Source organism: Paenibacillus cymbidii (assembly GCF_004764705.1).
Lineage (GTDB): Bacteria > Bacillota > Bacilli > Paenibacillales > NBRC-103111 > Paenibacillus_AN > Paenibacillus_AN cymbidii.
The window spans coordinates 241,373-257,276 of the sequence record NZ_SHLX01000001.1 but is presented as its reverse complement, the minus strand read 5'-3'; the positions used below and the strand labels follow the sequence as shown (position 1 = coordinate 257,276).

Genomic DNA, 15,904 nt, shown 5'->3' with positions numbered 1-15,904 from the left:
CGCAGCGAGACCGTCCCCCGCCTAAATAACCCATAAAAAATGGCCTATTCGCCCAATTTCCTTCCCTACGACAAAAATAACCAGCGAAAACACGGGCTATTCGGGTCAAACCGCCGCAAAATCGAACGGTTTCCCAAAATAGCCAACGATTTCACTGGTTATTTCGCAACCACCCGCCATTTTCGGTGAAATAGCCCATAAATCATGGCCTATTTCTAACCCCGTCGCCGGCTGGCTCGCCGCGATAACCCGACTCACCGCGCCGCGGCGGCATTCGCCAACCAACTACCGGCTGCGCACTTCGAATATCGCAAATTTGAGGTAGTCGCTTTCGCTGGCGCCGAGCAGCTGCGGATGATCCTTGCCCGCGCCGCGCCATTCGACGAGCCGCAGCAGCTTGCCGGCATCGACCGCCGCCGACTGGATCGTCTCGAGAAACAGCTCCGGCCGTACATGATACGAGCAGCTCGCCGTAACGAGAAAACCGCCTTCGTTCACCAGCTTCATGCCGTGCAGGTTGATGTCCTTGTAGCCGCGGCACGCTTGCGCTACCGCGCCTTTGGTCTTCGCGAACGCCGGAGGGTCGAGAATGACGACGTCCCAGGTGCGCCCGTCGCTTTCCAGCTTCTGCGACGTGTCGACCTTCTTGCCGATGCCGCCCTGGGCGCGCTCGCGGCGCTGGTCCAGCCCGCGCGACTGCGAGCGCAAATAATCGAACGCGTCGGCGACGACGAATTCCACGCGGTCCTCGAAGCCGTTCAGACCGACATTGCGTTTGGCGCTTTCGATCGCGTGGGCGGAAATGTCGAGGCACGTCACTTTCTTCGCGCCGTACTTGCATGCATGCAGCGTAAAGCTGCCGGTATGGGAGAAACATTCCAGCACGGTGGCGCCATCCCAATACGGGAACGTGACGGCGTTGCCTTTGGCGTTCGTCGGCACCGGCGGCTCGCCGGGCGCAGCCGAAGGCTGCAGTGTAATGCCGCTGCGCTGGCCGTAGCCGAGCATGAGCGGCGCAAGCGCCGCACGATTTTCCCGCTGGTCGAAAAAGTAGCCGGTCTTCTGCCCTTCCCAAATGTCGATCTCCAGCCGCAGGCCGTTTTCGACGATCGTCACATGCTGCGGGCATTCGCCGTACAGCGGCCCTTTGCGCGGCTCGAGCCCTTCGAGCGATCGTACGCCAACGTCGCTGCGCTCGTAGATGCCGGTCGGCTGCAAAATTTTCGCGAGCGCCTTGACAATGGCGCCCCTACGCTTGTCCATGCCGAGCGACAGCAGCTGCACGACAAGCACGTCGCCGAACTTGTCGATGACGAGGCCGGGCAAATAATCGGCTTCGCCGTACACGAGCCGATACGAATCGCCGACCCCGGAAGCGAATCGGCGGCGGTACGCGGCGCACGCCTCGAACCGCTCGGCGAACCATTCCGTCGTCATCTCCTCCAGCGGCTGATACGAAACGATGCGCACAACCAATTGCGACTGTTCGTTGTAATAGCCTGTGGCAAGATATTGCCCGTTATGGGCGTGAACGCTTACGATGGCGCCCGGTTCGGGCGAGCCGTCGATCCGCTCGATTTCGTTCCGATAAATCCACGGATGGCCTTCTTCCAACCGTTTCTTCCTGCCTCGCTGCAAATAAATCGCTGCCATATTAGGTGCTCCTTAACCGTCATTCATCGTTAACGCGCCAACGCGCCGCCTGAAGCGCGGGAACTTCCATTCATCGCTGCACCGGGCTTGTCATATAGTGTGAGGAACGGCGGCCAAGCCGCCGGCAACCTTCCCCGATGGTTGCAAATGAAGGATGTAAATGCCAATAGACGGAGGCGATCCGCCCATGTTTGCCGCGATCATTGCCCCTCTGGGCGCCGGGCTGGCGATGTTTCTTTTCGGTATGAAAATCATGGAGATGGCGCTCGATAGGCTCGCCGGTCCGCGGCTGGCCGCCGCGCTGGCGCGGTTCACGCGCACGCCGGCGCGCGGGATGGCCGCTTCGGCAGCGGTGACGGCAGCGCTGCAAAGCAGCACCGCCGTCACCGTCGCCACCATCGGCCTCGTCAACGCCGGCCTGATCCGTTTCCGCCAAACGCTCGGCGTCATTCTCGGCGCCAACATCGGCACCTGCCTGACGACAACGCTGCTCGGCGGCGGCCTCGACCGGTTGGCAGTGCCGCTGCTGCTCACGGCTTCGGCTGTCTGCGCCGCAAGCTGGCTGCCGCTGCCGCTCGGCGCCCGGCGCGCCGCTTCGGCGACGGCCCCCGCTCCCGTGCGGCCGCACCGGCCGCTGGCGCTGCGTTACGGCGCGCTTGCCGCCGCCGGCTTCGCTTGCGTGCTGCTGGCGATGCAAGTGCTGCAAAGCATCGCTCCGGCACTGCGCGAACGCGGCACGCTGGACGCCTTCATCGCGCTGGCGCAAACGAGCCTGCTCTGGGGCGTGCTCGCGGGCGCCGCGCTGACGGCGCTTATCCACAGCAGCGCCGCCTGCATCGCCATGGCGATGAGCCTCGCCGCGACGCAGGCGATATCGCCGACCCTCGGCATCGCCATCGTCATCGGCGCCAATATCGGCACTTGCGCCACCGCGCTGATCGCAAGCGCAAGCGGTAGCCGCTACGGCCGCTGGGTCGCCTGGACGCACATCGCGCTGAACGCGGGCGGCGCATTGCTCTTTTACCCGTTGATCGGGCTGCTGGAACAAACGGCGGCGCTGCTGAGCGCCACGCCCGCCGGCCAAATCGCGCAAGCGCAAACGCTGTTCAACGTCTCCTGCTCGCTGCTTGCATTGCCGATTTGTTACCTTCCGTCGCGGCGCAAACCCGCATGAACCAAGTTACTTCACGTCGAAGCCGAGCCGCTCCAGCGCCTTGCGCAGCACACTCGCGTTGTTGCCGTAGCCGAACTGCTTCTGCTTCTTCCACGCCGTCATCGGCTTCATCCATTCGACGCCGCGGATTTCCTCGATTTGGGCCTGGAGCGAACCGCCGATCGCTTCGACCAAATAATAATGCACCTCTTTGTCGACGGGACCGGCTTCCGGATGCATATATTGGTAAATCACCGTTTCCAATTGCTCGACAATCCGCCCTTCGATGCCCGTCTCTTCGACGATTTCCCTGAGCGCGGTTTGTTCGATCGTTTCGCCCGGCTCCATCTTGCCTTTAGGCAGCGTAATTTTGCCGTAGCGGTCCTGAATGAGCTGCACTTCCAGTTCGCCGGACGCTACGCGATACACGACGCCGCCTGCCGAAATTTCTTTCATCCGTTATCTCCCCTTTCCGCGCGGAGCTTGCGTGGGCCGTTCCTAAACGATGGCCGCCTGCAGCGGGAGCGCTGCCGAATCAAGCGTCCGCACGAAGCTGCCTCGGCACTCGTTCACGCCGGGGGCGACAATTTTCACTTTGACGAGCTTGCGCAGCATATCCTCGCTGCCCGGAAACACCACTTGCAAATAATTGTCCGAATAACCGGCGATCAGCCCGCTGCCCGGTTCTTCCTTAACGATGCGCTCCGGAATAACGTCCAGCACCTGGCCGACGAAACGCATCGAATACGCCAGCTGCTGCCGTTCGGACAAATCGATCAGCTCGTGCACTCGTTCGTTTTTCGTTTCTTCGTCGATCTGGTCCTCCATCCGCGCCGCCGGCGTGCCGGTCCGTTTGGAGTAAGGGAACACGTGCATTTCCGCAAATTGCATCCGCTCCATAAAAGCAAACCCGTCGCGGAACATCGCTTCCGTTTCGCCGGGGAAACCGACGATCACGTCCGTTGTAATCGCCACGTCCGGCATGATGTCGTGGATGAGCTCGATCTTGCGTCCGTATTCCGCCGTGGTGTACTTACGCCGCATCCGCTTCAGCACGTCGTCGTTGCCGGCTTGCAGCGGGATGTGGAAATGACGGCACATTTTCTCCGAGCCGCGCAGCACGTCGAGCACTTCGTTCGTAATTTGGCTCGCTTCGATCGAGCTGACGCGGATGCGTTTCAGCCCGTCCACCTTGTCGAGCTCCCACAGCAGCTTCGCCAGGCTGTAATGATCCAAATCCTCGCCGTAACCGCCGGTGTGTATGCCGGTCAGCACGATTTCCTGGTAGCCGCCGTCCACAAGCTGCCGCGCCTGCTGCAGCACGCTTTCCGGCTTGCGGCTGCGCAGCAGGCCGCGCGACCACGGAATGATGCAGAAGGTGCAGAAATTGTTGCAGCCTTCCTGGATCTTGAGGAAGCCGCGCGTGCGGTCGGCGAATTCCGGCACGTTCAGCTCTTCGAATTCGCGCGCCTTCATAATGTTGCGCACCGCATTGATCGGCTCGCGCTCCTGACGGAACCGGTTGACGAGCGGTATGATGCGGTCGCGATCCTGCGTGCCGATGACGATGTCGACGCCGGGGATGGCCGCCACTTCGGCGGGCGACGTCTGGGCGTAGCAGCCGGTCACGGCGACGATCGCTTCCGGATTGCGCCGGATCGCGCGGCGGATCACTTGACGGCTCTTCTTGTCGCCGGTATTCGTGACGGTGCACGTATTAATCAAATAAACATCGGCAGGCGATTCGAAATCGACCTGCTCGTAGCCTTCGTTTTTGAACAGCTGCCAAATGCCTTCGGTTTCATAAAAGTTCACTTTGCAGCCAAGGGTGTGAAACGCAACGCGCGGCATAGGTCAACCTCCCATTTCTCCGGTTTCGTATAGTATGCACGAGAGTGCGACCAATGCCGCCGTTTCCGTGCGCAGAATGCGTCTGCCCAAGCTGACCGGCCGGCAGTCCGCTTCCGCCGCTTCGCGGATTTCGCGCTCGGCGAAGCCGCCTTCGGGGCCGACGATGACCAGCACCGTCCCGGTCTGTGCGGCTCCCTCGGTTTGCGCCCATTCCCGCAGCAGCGATCGCAGCGACTTTTCGTCCTGCTTCTCGTAGCAAATGAGCGCAAGATCCGCTTGACCTGCCGCTTCGAGCAGCCGTTTCCAGCCGCACGGCGCTTCGATTACCGGCAAGCGGCTGCGGTGCGCCTGCTCTGCCGCTTCTTTGGCGATTTTGCGCCAGCGTTCGAGCTTCTTCTCTTCCTTCTTGCCGTCGTAGTAAGCGACCGTCCGTTCGGATTCGAACGGAATGAACCGGCTCGCGCCGAGCTCCGTGCCTTTCTGAATGACCGTTTCCAGCTTGTCGCCTTTCGGCAAGCTCTGGGCGATCCATATGTCAACGTCCGCTTCGCGGCTTTCTTCCACTTCCCGCACGATGTCCGCCACCACTTCCGTTTTGGCGAGACTCGCGATCGATGCCAGCGCCGTCCGGCCGTTCCCGTCGCAGACGATCAGCTGATCGCCCGGCTCCGCCCGCATGACGCGTTGCAAATGATGGGCATCGTCGCCGCCGATCGTCACCCGCTGGCCGACAAACTGCTCAGGTGCTACAAAATAACGCTGCATAACCGTCATCCTTTTAGAGGTTGTTCAAAAAGCCGGCTTTTGATCACGAAGCTTAGTCGAGAAGCGTATTCGGCATCGAATCTTGCGTTCACCTTCGAAGTCCGTTGCTCATTTCGTTAGCGGGGAGAGTTTAGCGAAGCTAAACTCCCTGTATCGGGTTTTGCCTAAACTCCGCTACTCCTTTTTCAGGTTCTCGCAACCTTCTCGGTGCTGAAAACCCGACTTTTTGAACTCTCATCCTATACAAAATGTCCACACCCCATCATACAACAAAACAAACCCGCCGCGCCACTGCCGGCATTTTTAACCGGCGGGGCGCTGGCGGGTTCGTCATCTTTTACTTACCAATTAATCCGAATGTCGAAAAAAGGCCTGATGATGCTGTCGAGAAAATCGAGAATCGGATCCTGCAAGCCAAAAACCGGTCCGAGCACCGCCCTGTAAAGCGGCGGCAAAAACACGAACAGCAAAAAGATATAAACGAACCATTGCTCGTATTGCTGCACCTTAAGCCGCGTCCGCAGCGGCAAAAATTCCGACACGATGCGGTATCCGTCGAGCGGAGGCAGCGGCAGCAGGTTAAAGATGAACAAGATCACATTGATGCCGACCATATAGGACAGAAAGACGTGAACCGCCTGAAACGTGCCGCCGGACATCGATTCGAAGCCGACGGAACTGGCAACGATGTACAAGGTCAGCATGCTGATAAAGACGAGCAGCAGGTTGGAAAGCGGCCCGACCAGCGCCACGACGATGCTCATCGTGCGCGGATGCCGGAAGTTGCTGCGCTTGATCCACACCGGCTTGGCCCAGCCGAAGCCGAGCAGCAAAATCATGATCGAGCCGAGCAAATCGAGGTGCGCCCGCGGGTCGAGCGTCACCCGGCCCATCGAACGCGGCGTCGGATCGCCGAACTTGTCGGCGGAATAGGCGTGCGCAAATTCATGCAGCGTAAACGCGATGACCAGGGTCAAAATGACGAACGGCAGCTCGTCCAGCGGAAATCGCAGCAACCCACCCAAATTATCCACGCGTCACTTCCTTTTCCGGGCGACGATGGCCACCCAGTCGGTTTCGGTATACCGTTCCTCTATGATGAAACCCGCCGCAACAAGGCCTTGCTCGACATCCTGCTGCTTGGCGTGAATGATGCCGGAGGCGATATACGTGCCGCCCGGCTGCAGCGCTTCGTAAACGTCGTCCATAAACAGCAGCAAAATTTCGGCCAAAATGTTGGCGACGACGACTTGCACCGGTATGGTGACGCCCGTATCGGCGCCAGTGCCGGTGCGGATCGCTTGCAGCAAATCGCTAAGGCGCACCGTAATGTGCCGCTCCAGCCCGTTCAGCCGCGTGTTCTCCTGCGCGCTGGATACGGCGACCGGATCGAGATCGAGCGCAAGCACATGCTTCGCGCCCAGCTTCGCCGCCGCAATCGCCAGCACGCCGGAGCCGGTGCCGACGTCGATTACATCGTCGCCCGGTTGAATCACTTTCTCCAGCGTGCGCAAGCAAAGCGCCGTCGTTGCATGCGTGCCGGTGCCGAACGCCATGCCCGGGTCCAGCTCGATGATGAGTTCGTCTTGCCCCGCTTCGTAATTTTCCCACGTCGGTTTGATCGTCAGCCGGTCCGAGATGCGCAGCGGCTTGAAATATTGCTTCCACGAATCGGCCCAGTCTTCGTCGTCCACGTCGCAAACAGAAAACGTCGGATCGCCGGTATCGATATCGTAATCGGCCAATTCGGCCGTACGCCGCTCGAGCTCCGACATGACGCCTTCCATGGCGGTGCCTTCAGCGAAGTAGCCTTTGATGACGGCGCGTCCTTCCGGGATGTCGTTCAGCGGCAGCTCGTACCACTGGCCAAGCGACGTATCGCGCGGTTTATTCAGCGTGCCCGACTCTTCAATCGAAACGCCGCCGGCGCCCAGCTCATGCAAAAAATTGGAAATCATTTCGACGGCTTCTTCCGTCGTATGTACGGTCACTTCATGCCAACGCATCGTTATCCTCCTGCACGTTCCCATCCTTGCCCGCCTGGCGGGCGTGCTACGGCTATTGTACTACATGCCGCGCCGCGGAGCAAAAACGGCCGGCTGGATAACGCCCGCCGATCAAAGGCTATTCGGACAGCTTGGCGAAATTGCGTTCAAACCGTTCCTTCAACTGCCGCGCGTTGACGTCGTAATCGTTTTTGTTCCCCCAGGAATGGCGGGGATCCAGCAGTTCGTCCGGAACTCCCGGCACATGATCGGGGCGCGCAAGGCCGAAGATCGGATCCGCCGAATACGACGCCTGTTCGATCGTTCCTTCTATAGCCGCCGTAACCATCGCTCTTGTATACCGCAGTTCCATCCGCTTCCCGACGCCGGCTGCGCCGCCGCGCCAACCGGTGTTGACCAGATACACACGGCACCCGTGCCGGGCAATGTTGCGCCCCAGCATTTCGGCGTATTTCTTTGGCGCCAGCGGCATAAACGGCGCCCCGAAGCAAGCGGAGAAAGTTGCCGCCGGCTCCGTTACGCCTCGTTCCGTTCCGGCCAGTTTGGAGGTATAGCCGGACAGGAAGTAGTAGATGGCCTGTTCGCTCGTCAATTTGGCGATCGGAGGCAGCACGCCGAATGCATCGGCGGCCAAAAAAAGGATGATGCCCGGATGGCCCGCCATACCCGGAACGACGGCATTGGAAATACGATCGATCGCGTAAGCCGCCCGCGTGTTCTCCGTTATTTCCGCGCTGGCATAGTCGGCCTCTCCGGTCAAGGCGTCCAGTTTTACATTTTCCAGCACCGTTCCGTAGCCAATGGCATCCCATATTTGCGGCTCCTTCTCCCTCGAAAGCCCGATGCATTTGGCATAACACCCGCCTTCAAAATTGTAGACGCCGGTATCGGACCAGCCGTGTTCGTCGTCGCCAATAAGCCGGCGGGTCGGATCGGCGGAAAGCGTTGTTTTGCCTGTGCCCGACAGACCGAAAAAAAGCGCGACGTCGCCGTCCGCCCCAACATTGGCCGAACAGTGCATGGGCAAAATGCCTTCGAAGGGCAGCTTGTAATTCAGCACGCTGAAGAGCGATTTTTTGATTTCACCCGCATAGTGGGTGCCTCCGATCAAAATGATGTTCTTCTCGAACGAAATGACGATAAATGTTTCCGAACGAGTGCCGTCCGTCTCCGGCTCCGCCAGCAGATCGGGCAGTGCAATGACCGTAAACTCGGGCGCAAACGGATTCGTTTCTCCTTCGGGACGAGGAAGAAACAACTGGCGGACGAACAGGTTTTGCCATGCGAATTCATTCACGACGCGAACCGGAACGCGGTGCAGCGGATCGGCGCCGGCATACCCTTCGAATACATACACTTCCCGTCCGGACATATATTGCCGCGCTTTATCGTACAGCCGATCGAACCGGTTCGGAGCCAGCGGCCTATTGACGTCTCCCCACGCAATGAAATCGGCGACGGAGGGGTCCGTCACGATATATTTGTCCCCGGGCGAACGGCCGGTGAAAGAACCGGTGCTCACTTGTAATGCGCCCGAAGAAGCCAGCTTGGCTTCGCGGCCGGCAATTGCCTGTTCATACAGGCGCGAAACCGATAAATTGCGATGAACCGTTTGCGCGTCGACCAAAAGATCGTCCTTGCTGCCGGCAACCCGTTCGTTGTTCATGATTTTCTTCCACTCCCCCTATAGACGAACAGACCACCGAAGTGGTCTGTCATCCGAAAGATTCGGTTTCGTTAAAGTACGCCGTACTTCTCGTAAACTTCCTTCAGCAGCTTTCCTTCGAGCAGCTCTTTTCTCGTATGATTTTCGCGTTCCACTTTTTCGATCGCTCTTCGAACGGTTTCCTGAACGATTCCGGAAGGAATGACGGCTACGCCATCCCGATCCGCAAACACCAGATCCCCCGGATGGACAACGATGCCGCCCGCTTCAACCGGGCAATCGTAATCGACGACAAGCCCTCTCCCGCGCGAATCGACAGGCTTGAACCCCGTGCAAAAAACGGGGAAGCCCAGTTCGACGATTCTGGAAGTGTCGCGAATCAGACCGTCGACAATAGCGCCCCGAGCCCCGCGCATATGGGCCGCGGTGGAAAGCAGTTCTCCCCAGATGCCGTTATTCGATGACCGATTCGTAGACACGACAGCGACTTCACCCGGCTTGATGCTGTCCAACGCTTCTATTTCCAGATCGTACGGGTTGTCATGCACGTAATACACGTCTACCGCCAAAATCGTTTTGGCCCTGCCTACGATGGTTTTGTCGTTTTCGAGCGGCCGCAGCCGTTCGTTCATCGCCTGATTGCGATACCCCAGTTCGTCCATGGTATCGCATATGACACCGGAATACAGCTTTTGCACCATCAGTTCAAACAGCCGGTCGTCGCCGAGTTTGTCTCCGTTCATCGCCAAGCCTCCCAGTTTGCGTCGTGTTGCCTAGACGGGCCGTTCTTTCGGCCCGCCAATGGCACTTTCGATTTGTTTCGTTAACGTCAGGCTGTATATGCCTTCGCGCGTACCGGGTACGAGCGGTTGTTCCGAACGAATGCCAACGATGAATTTGTCCAATTGAATGCGAAAGCAAGTGTCCCACCAATCGTCGTCGTGATTGACCCGTTCCACTCCGTCGGTTGTGCGCAGCTCCACCGACCGGTTGAGCCTGTCGAATACGGCGATTCCTTCGGGGCCGACGATCTCGAATTCGCCGGCGGGAAATTGCGGATAAAACCAGCCGATTTCCAGCCTTGCCCGGTCTCCGTTTGCAAAATCGATGATGGAAGTATCGAAGTTGGATGCCGGAAACTCGCTGCGGCTTTTGTAGCCGAATGCGTGCACCTGCTTGACGGGAGAATCCGTCAGCATGTGCAGGAAGTCCGCGATATGGGCCCCATCATGGACAGACGGCACCCCGTATTCCATCGTCTTGAAAATGCGGCGGTAATGTTCGGGGTTGCCGACCGGGTCCCATACTTCGTCGAAAATGCCGATTCTGAAGTAGCGCGGGCTTCCCAGCCTGCCCTCCCTGATCCAGTCCCTCAGCTGCTCCAGCAACGGATCGTGCCTGTACGTAAACCCGACTTGCACTTTTTTTCCCGTTTCCCGCTCCGTCCGGGCGACTTCCTCCGCTTTCTCCGGGAGAATCGCCATCGGTTTTTCGCAAAGCACATGTTTGCCCGCGCGCAGCAAGTCGATTGTAATATCGGGCGTCACCCAGGGAGGCGTGGCCACAATGGCGGCGTCGACAGAACCGTCGCGCATAAGCTTGCGGTAATCGGTTGTATGGGCGCGAATTCCGTATCGCTCCGCAGCCGCTGCCGCCCGCTCCCCGTCCGTATCGCAAATCGCGACAAGATCGACGTCTTTATTGGCAAGCAGCGCCGGAATATGCCGCGAAACCGCAATATCGCCGCACCCGACCACGATCAAACGAATCTTTTCCCCAGACAAATGAACTTCATCTCCCTCCGCGCAAGCCGGCTACCCTTTGATCGCCGTACATTCGATTTCAATCATGAAGCCGTTCAATTGGCATGCGACCACGCAGCGGGCGGGATACGGCGCCGTAAAATAAGCGCCGTAAATATCGTTAAACGCGGCCCAATTCGCAATATCGCTTAAATAAACCGTCGAACGCACAATATCGTCCATGCAGAAATCGTTATGCTCCAGCACGTGGCGAATGTTCTGCATCGTCTTCTCCGCCTGCGCGGCAAAGTCTCCTTCGCCGACCAATTGCTGGTTTTCGTCGAACGGTCCGTGGCCGGATAAAAACATCATGTTCCCTTTGCGCACCGCTGTCGAATAATAACCGAACGCCTTGGCGACATAAGGGGCATCGATCGCGATTTTCGTCATCCTTTTCACTCCGTCCCGATTGCATTCACTTCCTGAAGGAACCGTTCGATGCGGTCCGATATGGCCGTGAACAATGTTTCGCCCTTGCGGGCAGTGGCGAGCGTCGGCCGGCCGTAAACGCCCGAGCGCGTCAACTCGTCAAAATTCATCACTCTTGACGCCGCGCTGCCGTGCATCATCTCCGAGCGAAAAAATGAATCGTCCGGCCAACCGGCGCCGTCATCGCAAATTCGGTCCTTGCGGACCTCCGGTTCGTTCAAATAAAGATAAAGCGACGTTTCCAGTTCGCACGCATGGCCAAGTCCGCCGAAGCCGGATTCGCGCGCGGCGTTGATCGCGGCAGAGGCGAGTCCCCAATATTCGGCCGATACGACGAGCGTATCCCGGCATTCGTTTTTCAGCTCTTGCAGCGCGATGGCCAGCGGAGCGCGATTCCCGCCGTGGCCGTTCAGGAGGCAAATCCGGCGAGCGCCCATGCCGACGAGCGACCGGCAAATCCCGATCAGCATCTGAATGTAGGATGGATGAAATAGAGATAAGGTACCGCCAAAAGACAGATGGTGGGGCGAGTGCCCGAGCCAGACGGTCGGCGTCAACAGCACGCGCTCCGGGCTTCTTTGTTCCGCCTCTTCCGCCAGACGCGTGACGATGAGCGTATCGGTATCTACGGGCAGATGCGGTCCGTGCTGCTCCATGGCGCCTGTCGGGACGAGCGCAACCGTATGCGCCCAATCGACGTCGCCCAACTCCTGCCAGGTCATCCGGCGATAAATCATCGGGTGGTGCCCCTTTCCTCGCTCCGGCCTCGCCGGAGCGAACCGTTATGCGCGCATCGCGCGCAGCTTGTCCCAATCGATCGTGACGCCGAGTCCGGCGCGATCGGGTACGATAAGCGAGCCTTCGGCAATGTCGAGTTCCTCGCTTACGACATCTTCGGCGTACGCGGTGAAGCCGCGAATGTCCGAAGGCCGATGGGACAAATTGCCCATGGCGGCGGCCACATGCGCCGAAGCCGCCGCTCCGATGCGCCCTTCCGGCATCGAGCCGATCGTGCAGTCTTTGCCGTACAGAGCCGCCAATTCGAAAATGCGCTTCGCCCCGCCGATCCCCCCGGCTTCCGAAATGTATACGTGAAGCATATCGGCCGCTTCCCGCTCCAGATGCCGTTTGGCGTCGTGGACGTCCCAGACGCCTTCGTCGATCAAAATCATGGCGTCGGTGCGGCTCCTGAGCCAGGCCAGTTCGTCGAGCTGCGTGTCGGGAAGCGGCTGTTCGACAATATCGACGCCGTATGCTGTCATTTCGTCGATGACGGTTTTCGCCCGCTTGGCGTCCTTCCACGCCATATTGGCATCGACGCGCATGCGCACCGAGTCCGGTATGGCGTTCCGAACGGCTCTGACCGCCGCCAAATCTTTGGCCTCGTCCAGTCCGACCTTCAGCTTCAGCTCCGTATAGCCTTCCTTCACTCGCTTGACGGCCGTTTCGGTCATCCGCTCCACGGCGTCCATCGGCATCCCGCCCGTCAGCGCAATGCGATCGCGTTGCTTGCCTCCGAGCAGTTGATACACCGGTACGCCCAACGTCTTGCCGAGCAGATCCCATACGGCCATTTCGACGCCGGCTTTGGCGAGCAGATGCCGTTTGGAGAAGCTGCATAAATAGTCGAGCGTCTGCACGATTCGCGTCATATCGCCGATGTCAAGCCCAACGAGCTTGTCACTCCAATGGCGGTTCACGTCCTGGCACAATGTGTGCGCCCCTCCGAACCAGGCGAGGGCGATTTCGCCCGCTCCATATTCGCCCGATTCCCCGCGCACGATGACGATGCCGTGCCTGGAAGCCGCGTATACGCCCCAGCTGTCGCTGACCGGCTCGCGGAAATTCAGCGTAACCGGCACCGCTTCGACCGATACGATTTTCATCGGTTCAACCGCCTTCCTAAACCAAACCCAGCACTTCGGGGACGTTCTTGTGCAGAATCTTGTCGATGACGCGATCCGGCACGCGGGGAAGATTCGTTCCTTCCACAAGCCGGTTGATGCCGGTCAACGCATCGATGGTCTCTTGTACGGTGAAGTTCGGATAGTCCGTGCCGAACAGCAGCTTGTCTTCGATGCCGTACTCCACCGCTTCGATCAGCGCATTGTACATTTGCCATGGACGTTTGCCCAGCGCGGAAATATCGGCGAACAGATGCGGATGCTTGCGCACGGTCGCCGTCGCTTCTCCCATCCAGGGGTGCCCCATGTGGGCAATGATCATCAACAAGTCCGGAAACGCGCGCGCGACCGGGTCCAGGAACACGGGACGCGAAATATCGAGCGGGCCTTGGGCGGGATACGACGTACCCTGGTGCCACATGACGGGCAGACCGAGCTCCTGCGCCTTGGCGTACACCGGAAAAGCGAGCTTGTCGGTCGGATGGAAATTTTGGTAAATCGGCGCCAGCTTCAGCCCTACCAGCCCGAGCTCCCGAACCGCGCTTTCAAGAAGGCGGTCCGCCCCGGCCCGGTTCGGATCGACGCTGGCGAAGCCGAACATACGCGTGCGATGCCTGGCCACATACTCGGCGACGTATTCATTCGGTACGTTGAAGCCGATGTACGGCGCATCCACGGCAAGTACGATTGCGCCGGTCGTATCCTTCATCGCTTCCAGATGCTGCTCCGGTGTGCTGGTCATGTTGTAATCTTGCCCCCATACCCGGAGCGCATCGCTCAGGAAAGATCCGGTAAGATGACGGCTTTCCATCAAGTGCGTATGACAGTCAAATACCACGATGTCCACCTCTTTCTACGCTATTCGAAGCGTACCTCTATCTCATGCACGCCTTGCGGCACTTGGCAGAACAACCACGGGATGCCGTTCTGACGCTTCACGACTGCGTTCCGCTTCCGGCCATCCACGGTATAGACCGCTTCGCCGGACGATCCCGCGTTCAGCGGGAATTTCACGAACACGCCGTCCGCATGGTCCGCCTTCACGCTGACGGAAGCCGAAGAGCCTTTTGCCCCGAACGTTCCGAACGCCCCGTTCAGTTTCACCGTCGAAGCGGCGCGGTCAAACCACCAGTCGCACACCTGATTGGTGGAATGCAGCGCGACGTTATACTTTTTCTCCGCCGTGTAGCGAAGCATTTCATCTACTGCCGGCCAGCAGAACGGCGTATGCTGTTCGTCCACTACATAGATCGGATGAATGAACAGATTAAGCGTCCAGCCGAAATGAGCGGCCCGATCGAGAGCGCCGCGAATGCGCGCCAGATCCTGCTCCTCGGTCTCCATGTAAATCCGCGGCTCGAAGAACACGATCGGAATATTGACATAATCCAGCCGTTTGTTGTCGTGCTTGTAGTCGTCGTAGACGAAATGCGGGTAACACGTGCCGAAGCCGAAGCCCATCAGGTTAATTCCGTTATCCGGCGGAACGAACGAATGGACGCGGGTATTGTCCCCTCTCATGCCCAGCGCCGAAGCCCAGCGGGCTTGCTCCGCCCACCCCGTAGCCATCGAGCAATGGTTGACCGTGGCGACGGGAACTTCGCCGAACGCCTCGAGATACTGATCGAGCTGCCGCTTCATATCGGCCTCGTTGTAATGACGGTACTGCCCGACGAAGTCGAAGTGAAGCGATGGATCGTGGCCGTTCTGTTTGATCGCCTCGTACTCTTCCTTGTCGATCGCAAACTTCCCGCTTCGGTCCGGCATCAGGTTGATCTGATACGGCAATCCCTTTTCCTTGAAATAGTCGGACGATTTCACCTGGATGCCCGGCGTACACTCATCGTCGCCGCCGATATGGAAGAGCATATCCGGCAGCGTGCCGTCCTTCAGCGGCGGAAGCTGGTGTAGAAACGGCTGCGGCGTCTGAATGAGAATCGTCTCCAGAAATTGCAGCCAGTAGTCGGCAACCGGCAAATCGAGCCCGATCGAGCGGCTGAACACGACAGCATCGTTGAACCGGTACAGCCCGTCGCCGTCATAATCCCGATCGACCGGCCGGCCTTGATGCATCGCCCAGATCGAATGGGGCAGATTGAAGCCAAAATAGTACGTCTGCCCGTTCCCGAGCGTTCGGCGGGCAATCGCCTCGTGCCCCGTATCCCTGCGCCACGCCACTTGAAGAAGCGAACCGAACGCCCCGTTCTCCTCTTTGCCGAGCAGGATCACTTCCGGGGACAGAATCGGCACCATGGCGCCGTGGAATCCGTACTGCGGATCGGCCGGAACGCCAGCCGCATTGAAACGATAATAGGCCGCGATCGTAAACGGGCCATCCGCCTGCTTCCACCGGCCCACCGGCTCGATCGCGAACAGGTCGTCGGCACCGATCGTGGCAAAGCCGATCAGCGTGCCGCCTGCTTGCACCCATTCGCGCAGCGCGGCTTTCTCCTTGACCGAGAGCGTGAAATCGCCGATAAACAAATAACGCAAAGCCGCGATTCGGCCCGGATCGCTCAGATCGCCGCGCGTCAGCTTCGCCGCACGCAAGCCCATCTCGTCCATAATCTCTTCCATATAGGCATACCAGTAGTTCTCCCCGATACGGTTGGCTTCCGACCGAAGCGAATCCTCGTAAATATAACCTGTTAGCGTCCCGTAATTGATCGACATCC

The 15,904-nt window shown here is 59.2% G+C and carries 15 protein-coding genes; 1 reads left to right on the top strand and 14 read right to left on the bottom strand.

Annotation, left to right across the window (positions count from 1 at the left end; genetic code table 11):
* Positions 1–285: 285 nt before the first annotated feature.
* Positions 286–1,653 (bottom strand): class I SAM-dependent rRNA methyltransferase, encoded by a 1,368-nt coding sequence (locus tag EXY20_RS01030; protein ID WP_135546707.1) that lies wholly within the window; start codon positions 1,651–1,653, stop codon positions 286–288.
* 187 nt (positions 1,654–1,840) lie between these two features.
* On the opposite strand from EXY20_RS01030, the gene EXY20_RS01025 reads away from it, so the two are divergent.
* The gene (locus EXY20_RS01025; protein ID WP_135546705.1) at positions 1,841–2,827 is read left to right on the top strand and encodes a Na/Pi symporter; all 987 of its coding nucleotides are present in this window, start codon (positions 1,841–1,843) and stop codon (positions 2,825–2,827) included.
* A 6-nt stretch (positions 2,828–2,833) separates the two neighbouring features.
* Here the strand turns inward: EXY20_RS01025 and EXY20_RS01020 are convergent, their stop codons facing one another.
* From EXY20_RS01020 to EXY20_RS00960, 13 genes are all read right to left on the bottom strand, one after another.
* On the bottom strand, positions 2,834–3,262 hold the full coding sequence (locus EXY20_RS01020) for an NUDIX hydrolase (RefSeq protein WP_135546703.1): 429 nt from the start codon (positions 3,260–3,262) through the stop codon (positions 2,834–2,836).
* A gap of 42 nt (positions 3,263–3,304) precedes the next feature.
* Positions 3,305–4,657: a tRNA (N(6)-L-threonylcarbamoyladenosine(37)-C(2))-methylthiotransferase MtaB gene (gene mtaB, locus EXY20_RS01015; protein WP_135546701.1), complete on the bottom strand. Its 1,353-nt coding sequence runs from the start codon at positions 4,655–4,657 to the stop codon at positions 3,305–3,307.
* Between the two features lie 3 nt (positions 4,658–4,660).
* Positions 4,661–5,422, bottom strand: a complete 762-nt coding sequence (locus EXY20_RS01010) for a 16S rRNA (uracil(1498)-N(3))-methyltransferase (protein ID WP_135546699.1) — start codon at positions 5,420–5,422, stop codon at positions 4,661–4,663.
* Positions 5,423–5,763: 341 nt separating this feature from the next.
* The gene (locus EXY20_RS01005) at positions 5,764–6,456 is read right to left on the bottom strand and encodes a site-2 protease family protein (protein ID WP_235885302.1); all 693 of its coding nucleotides are present in this window, start codon (positions 6,454–6,456) and stop codon (positions 5,764–5,766) included.
* A gap of 3 nt (positions 6,457–6,459) precedes the next feature.
* The gene (gene prmA, locus EXY20_RS01000; protein ID WP_135546697.1) at positions 6,460–7,428 is read right to left on the bottom strand and encodes a 50S ribosomal protein L11 methyltransferase; all 969 of its coding nucleotides are present in this window, start codon (positions 7,426–7,428) and stop codon (positions 6,460–6,462) included.
* 118 nt (positions 7,429–7,546) lie between these two features.
* A complete protein-coding gene (gene pckA, locus EXY20_RS00995; protein ID WP_135546695.1) occupies positions 7,547–9,094 on the bottom strand; it encodes a phosphoenolpyruvate carboxykinase (ATP) in 1,548 nt (515 codons plus the stop codon).
* Positions 9,095–9,165: 71 nt separating this feature from the next.
* Positions 9,166–9,837 (bottom strand): RraA family protein, encoded by a 672-nt coding sequence (locus tag EXY20_RS00990; protein WP_135546693.1) that lies wholly within the window; start codon positions 9,835–9,837, stop codon positions 9,166–9,168.
* Between the two features lie 30 nt (positions 9,838–9,867).
* Positions 9,868–10,878, bottom strand: coding sequence for a Gfo/Idh/MocA family protein (locus EXY20_RS00985; RefSeq protein WP_135546691.1), 1,011 nt, complete (start codon positions 10,876–10,878; stop codon positions 9,868–9,870).
* Between the two features lie 30 nt (positions 10,879–10,908).
* On the bottom strand, positions 10,909–11,286 hold the full coding sequence (locus EXY20_RS00980) for a RidA family protein (protein ID WP_135546688.1): 378 nt from the start codon (positions 11,284–11,286) through the stop codon (positions 10,909–10,911).
* A gap of 5 nt (positions 11,287–11,291) precedes the next feature.
* On the bottom strand, positions 11,292–12,062 hold the full coding sequence (locus EXY20_RS00975; protein WP_135546686.1) for a creatininase family protein: 771 nt from the start codon (positions 12,060–12,062) through the stop codon (positions 11,292–11,294).
* 45 nt (positions 12,063–12,107) lie between these two features.
* On the bottom strand, positions 12,108–13,211 hold the full coding sequence (locus EXY20_RS00970) for a mandelate racemase/muconate lactonizing enzyme family protein (RefSeq protein ID WP_135546684.1): 1,104 nt from the start codon (positions 13,209–13,211) through the stop codon (positions 12,108–12,110).
* A 16-nt stretch (positions 13,212–13,227) separates the two neighbouring features.
* Positions 13,228–14,067, bottom strand: a complete 840-nt coding sequence (locus tag EXY20_RS00965) for an amidohydrolase family protein (RefSeq protein ID WP_135546682.1) — start codon at positions 14,065–14,067, stop codon at positions 13,228–13,230.
* Positions 14,068–14,087: 20 nt separating this feature from the next.
* Entirely contained in the window at positions 14,088–15,902 is a 1,815-nt protein-coding gene (locus EXY20_RS00960) for a hypothetical protein (RefSeq protein ID WP_135546680.1), read from the bottom strand.
* Positions 15,903–15,904: the final 2 nt, after the last annotated feature.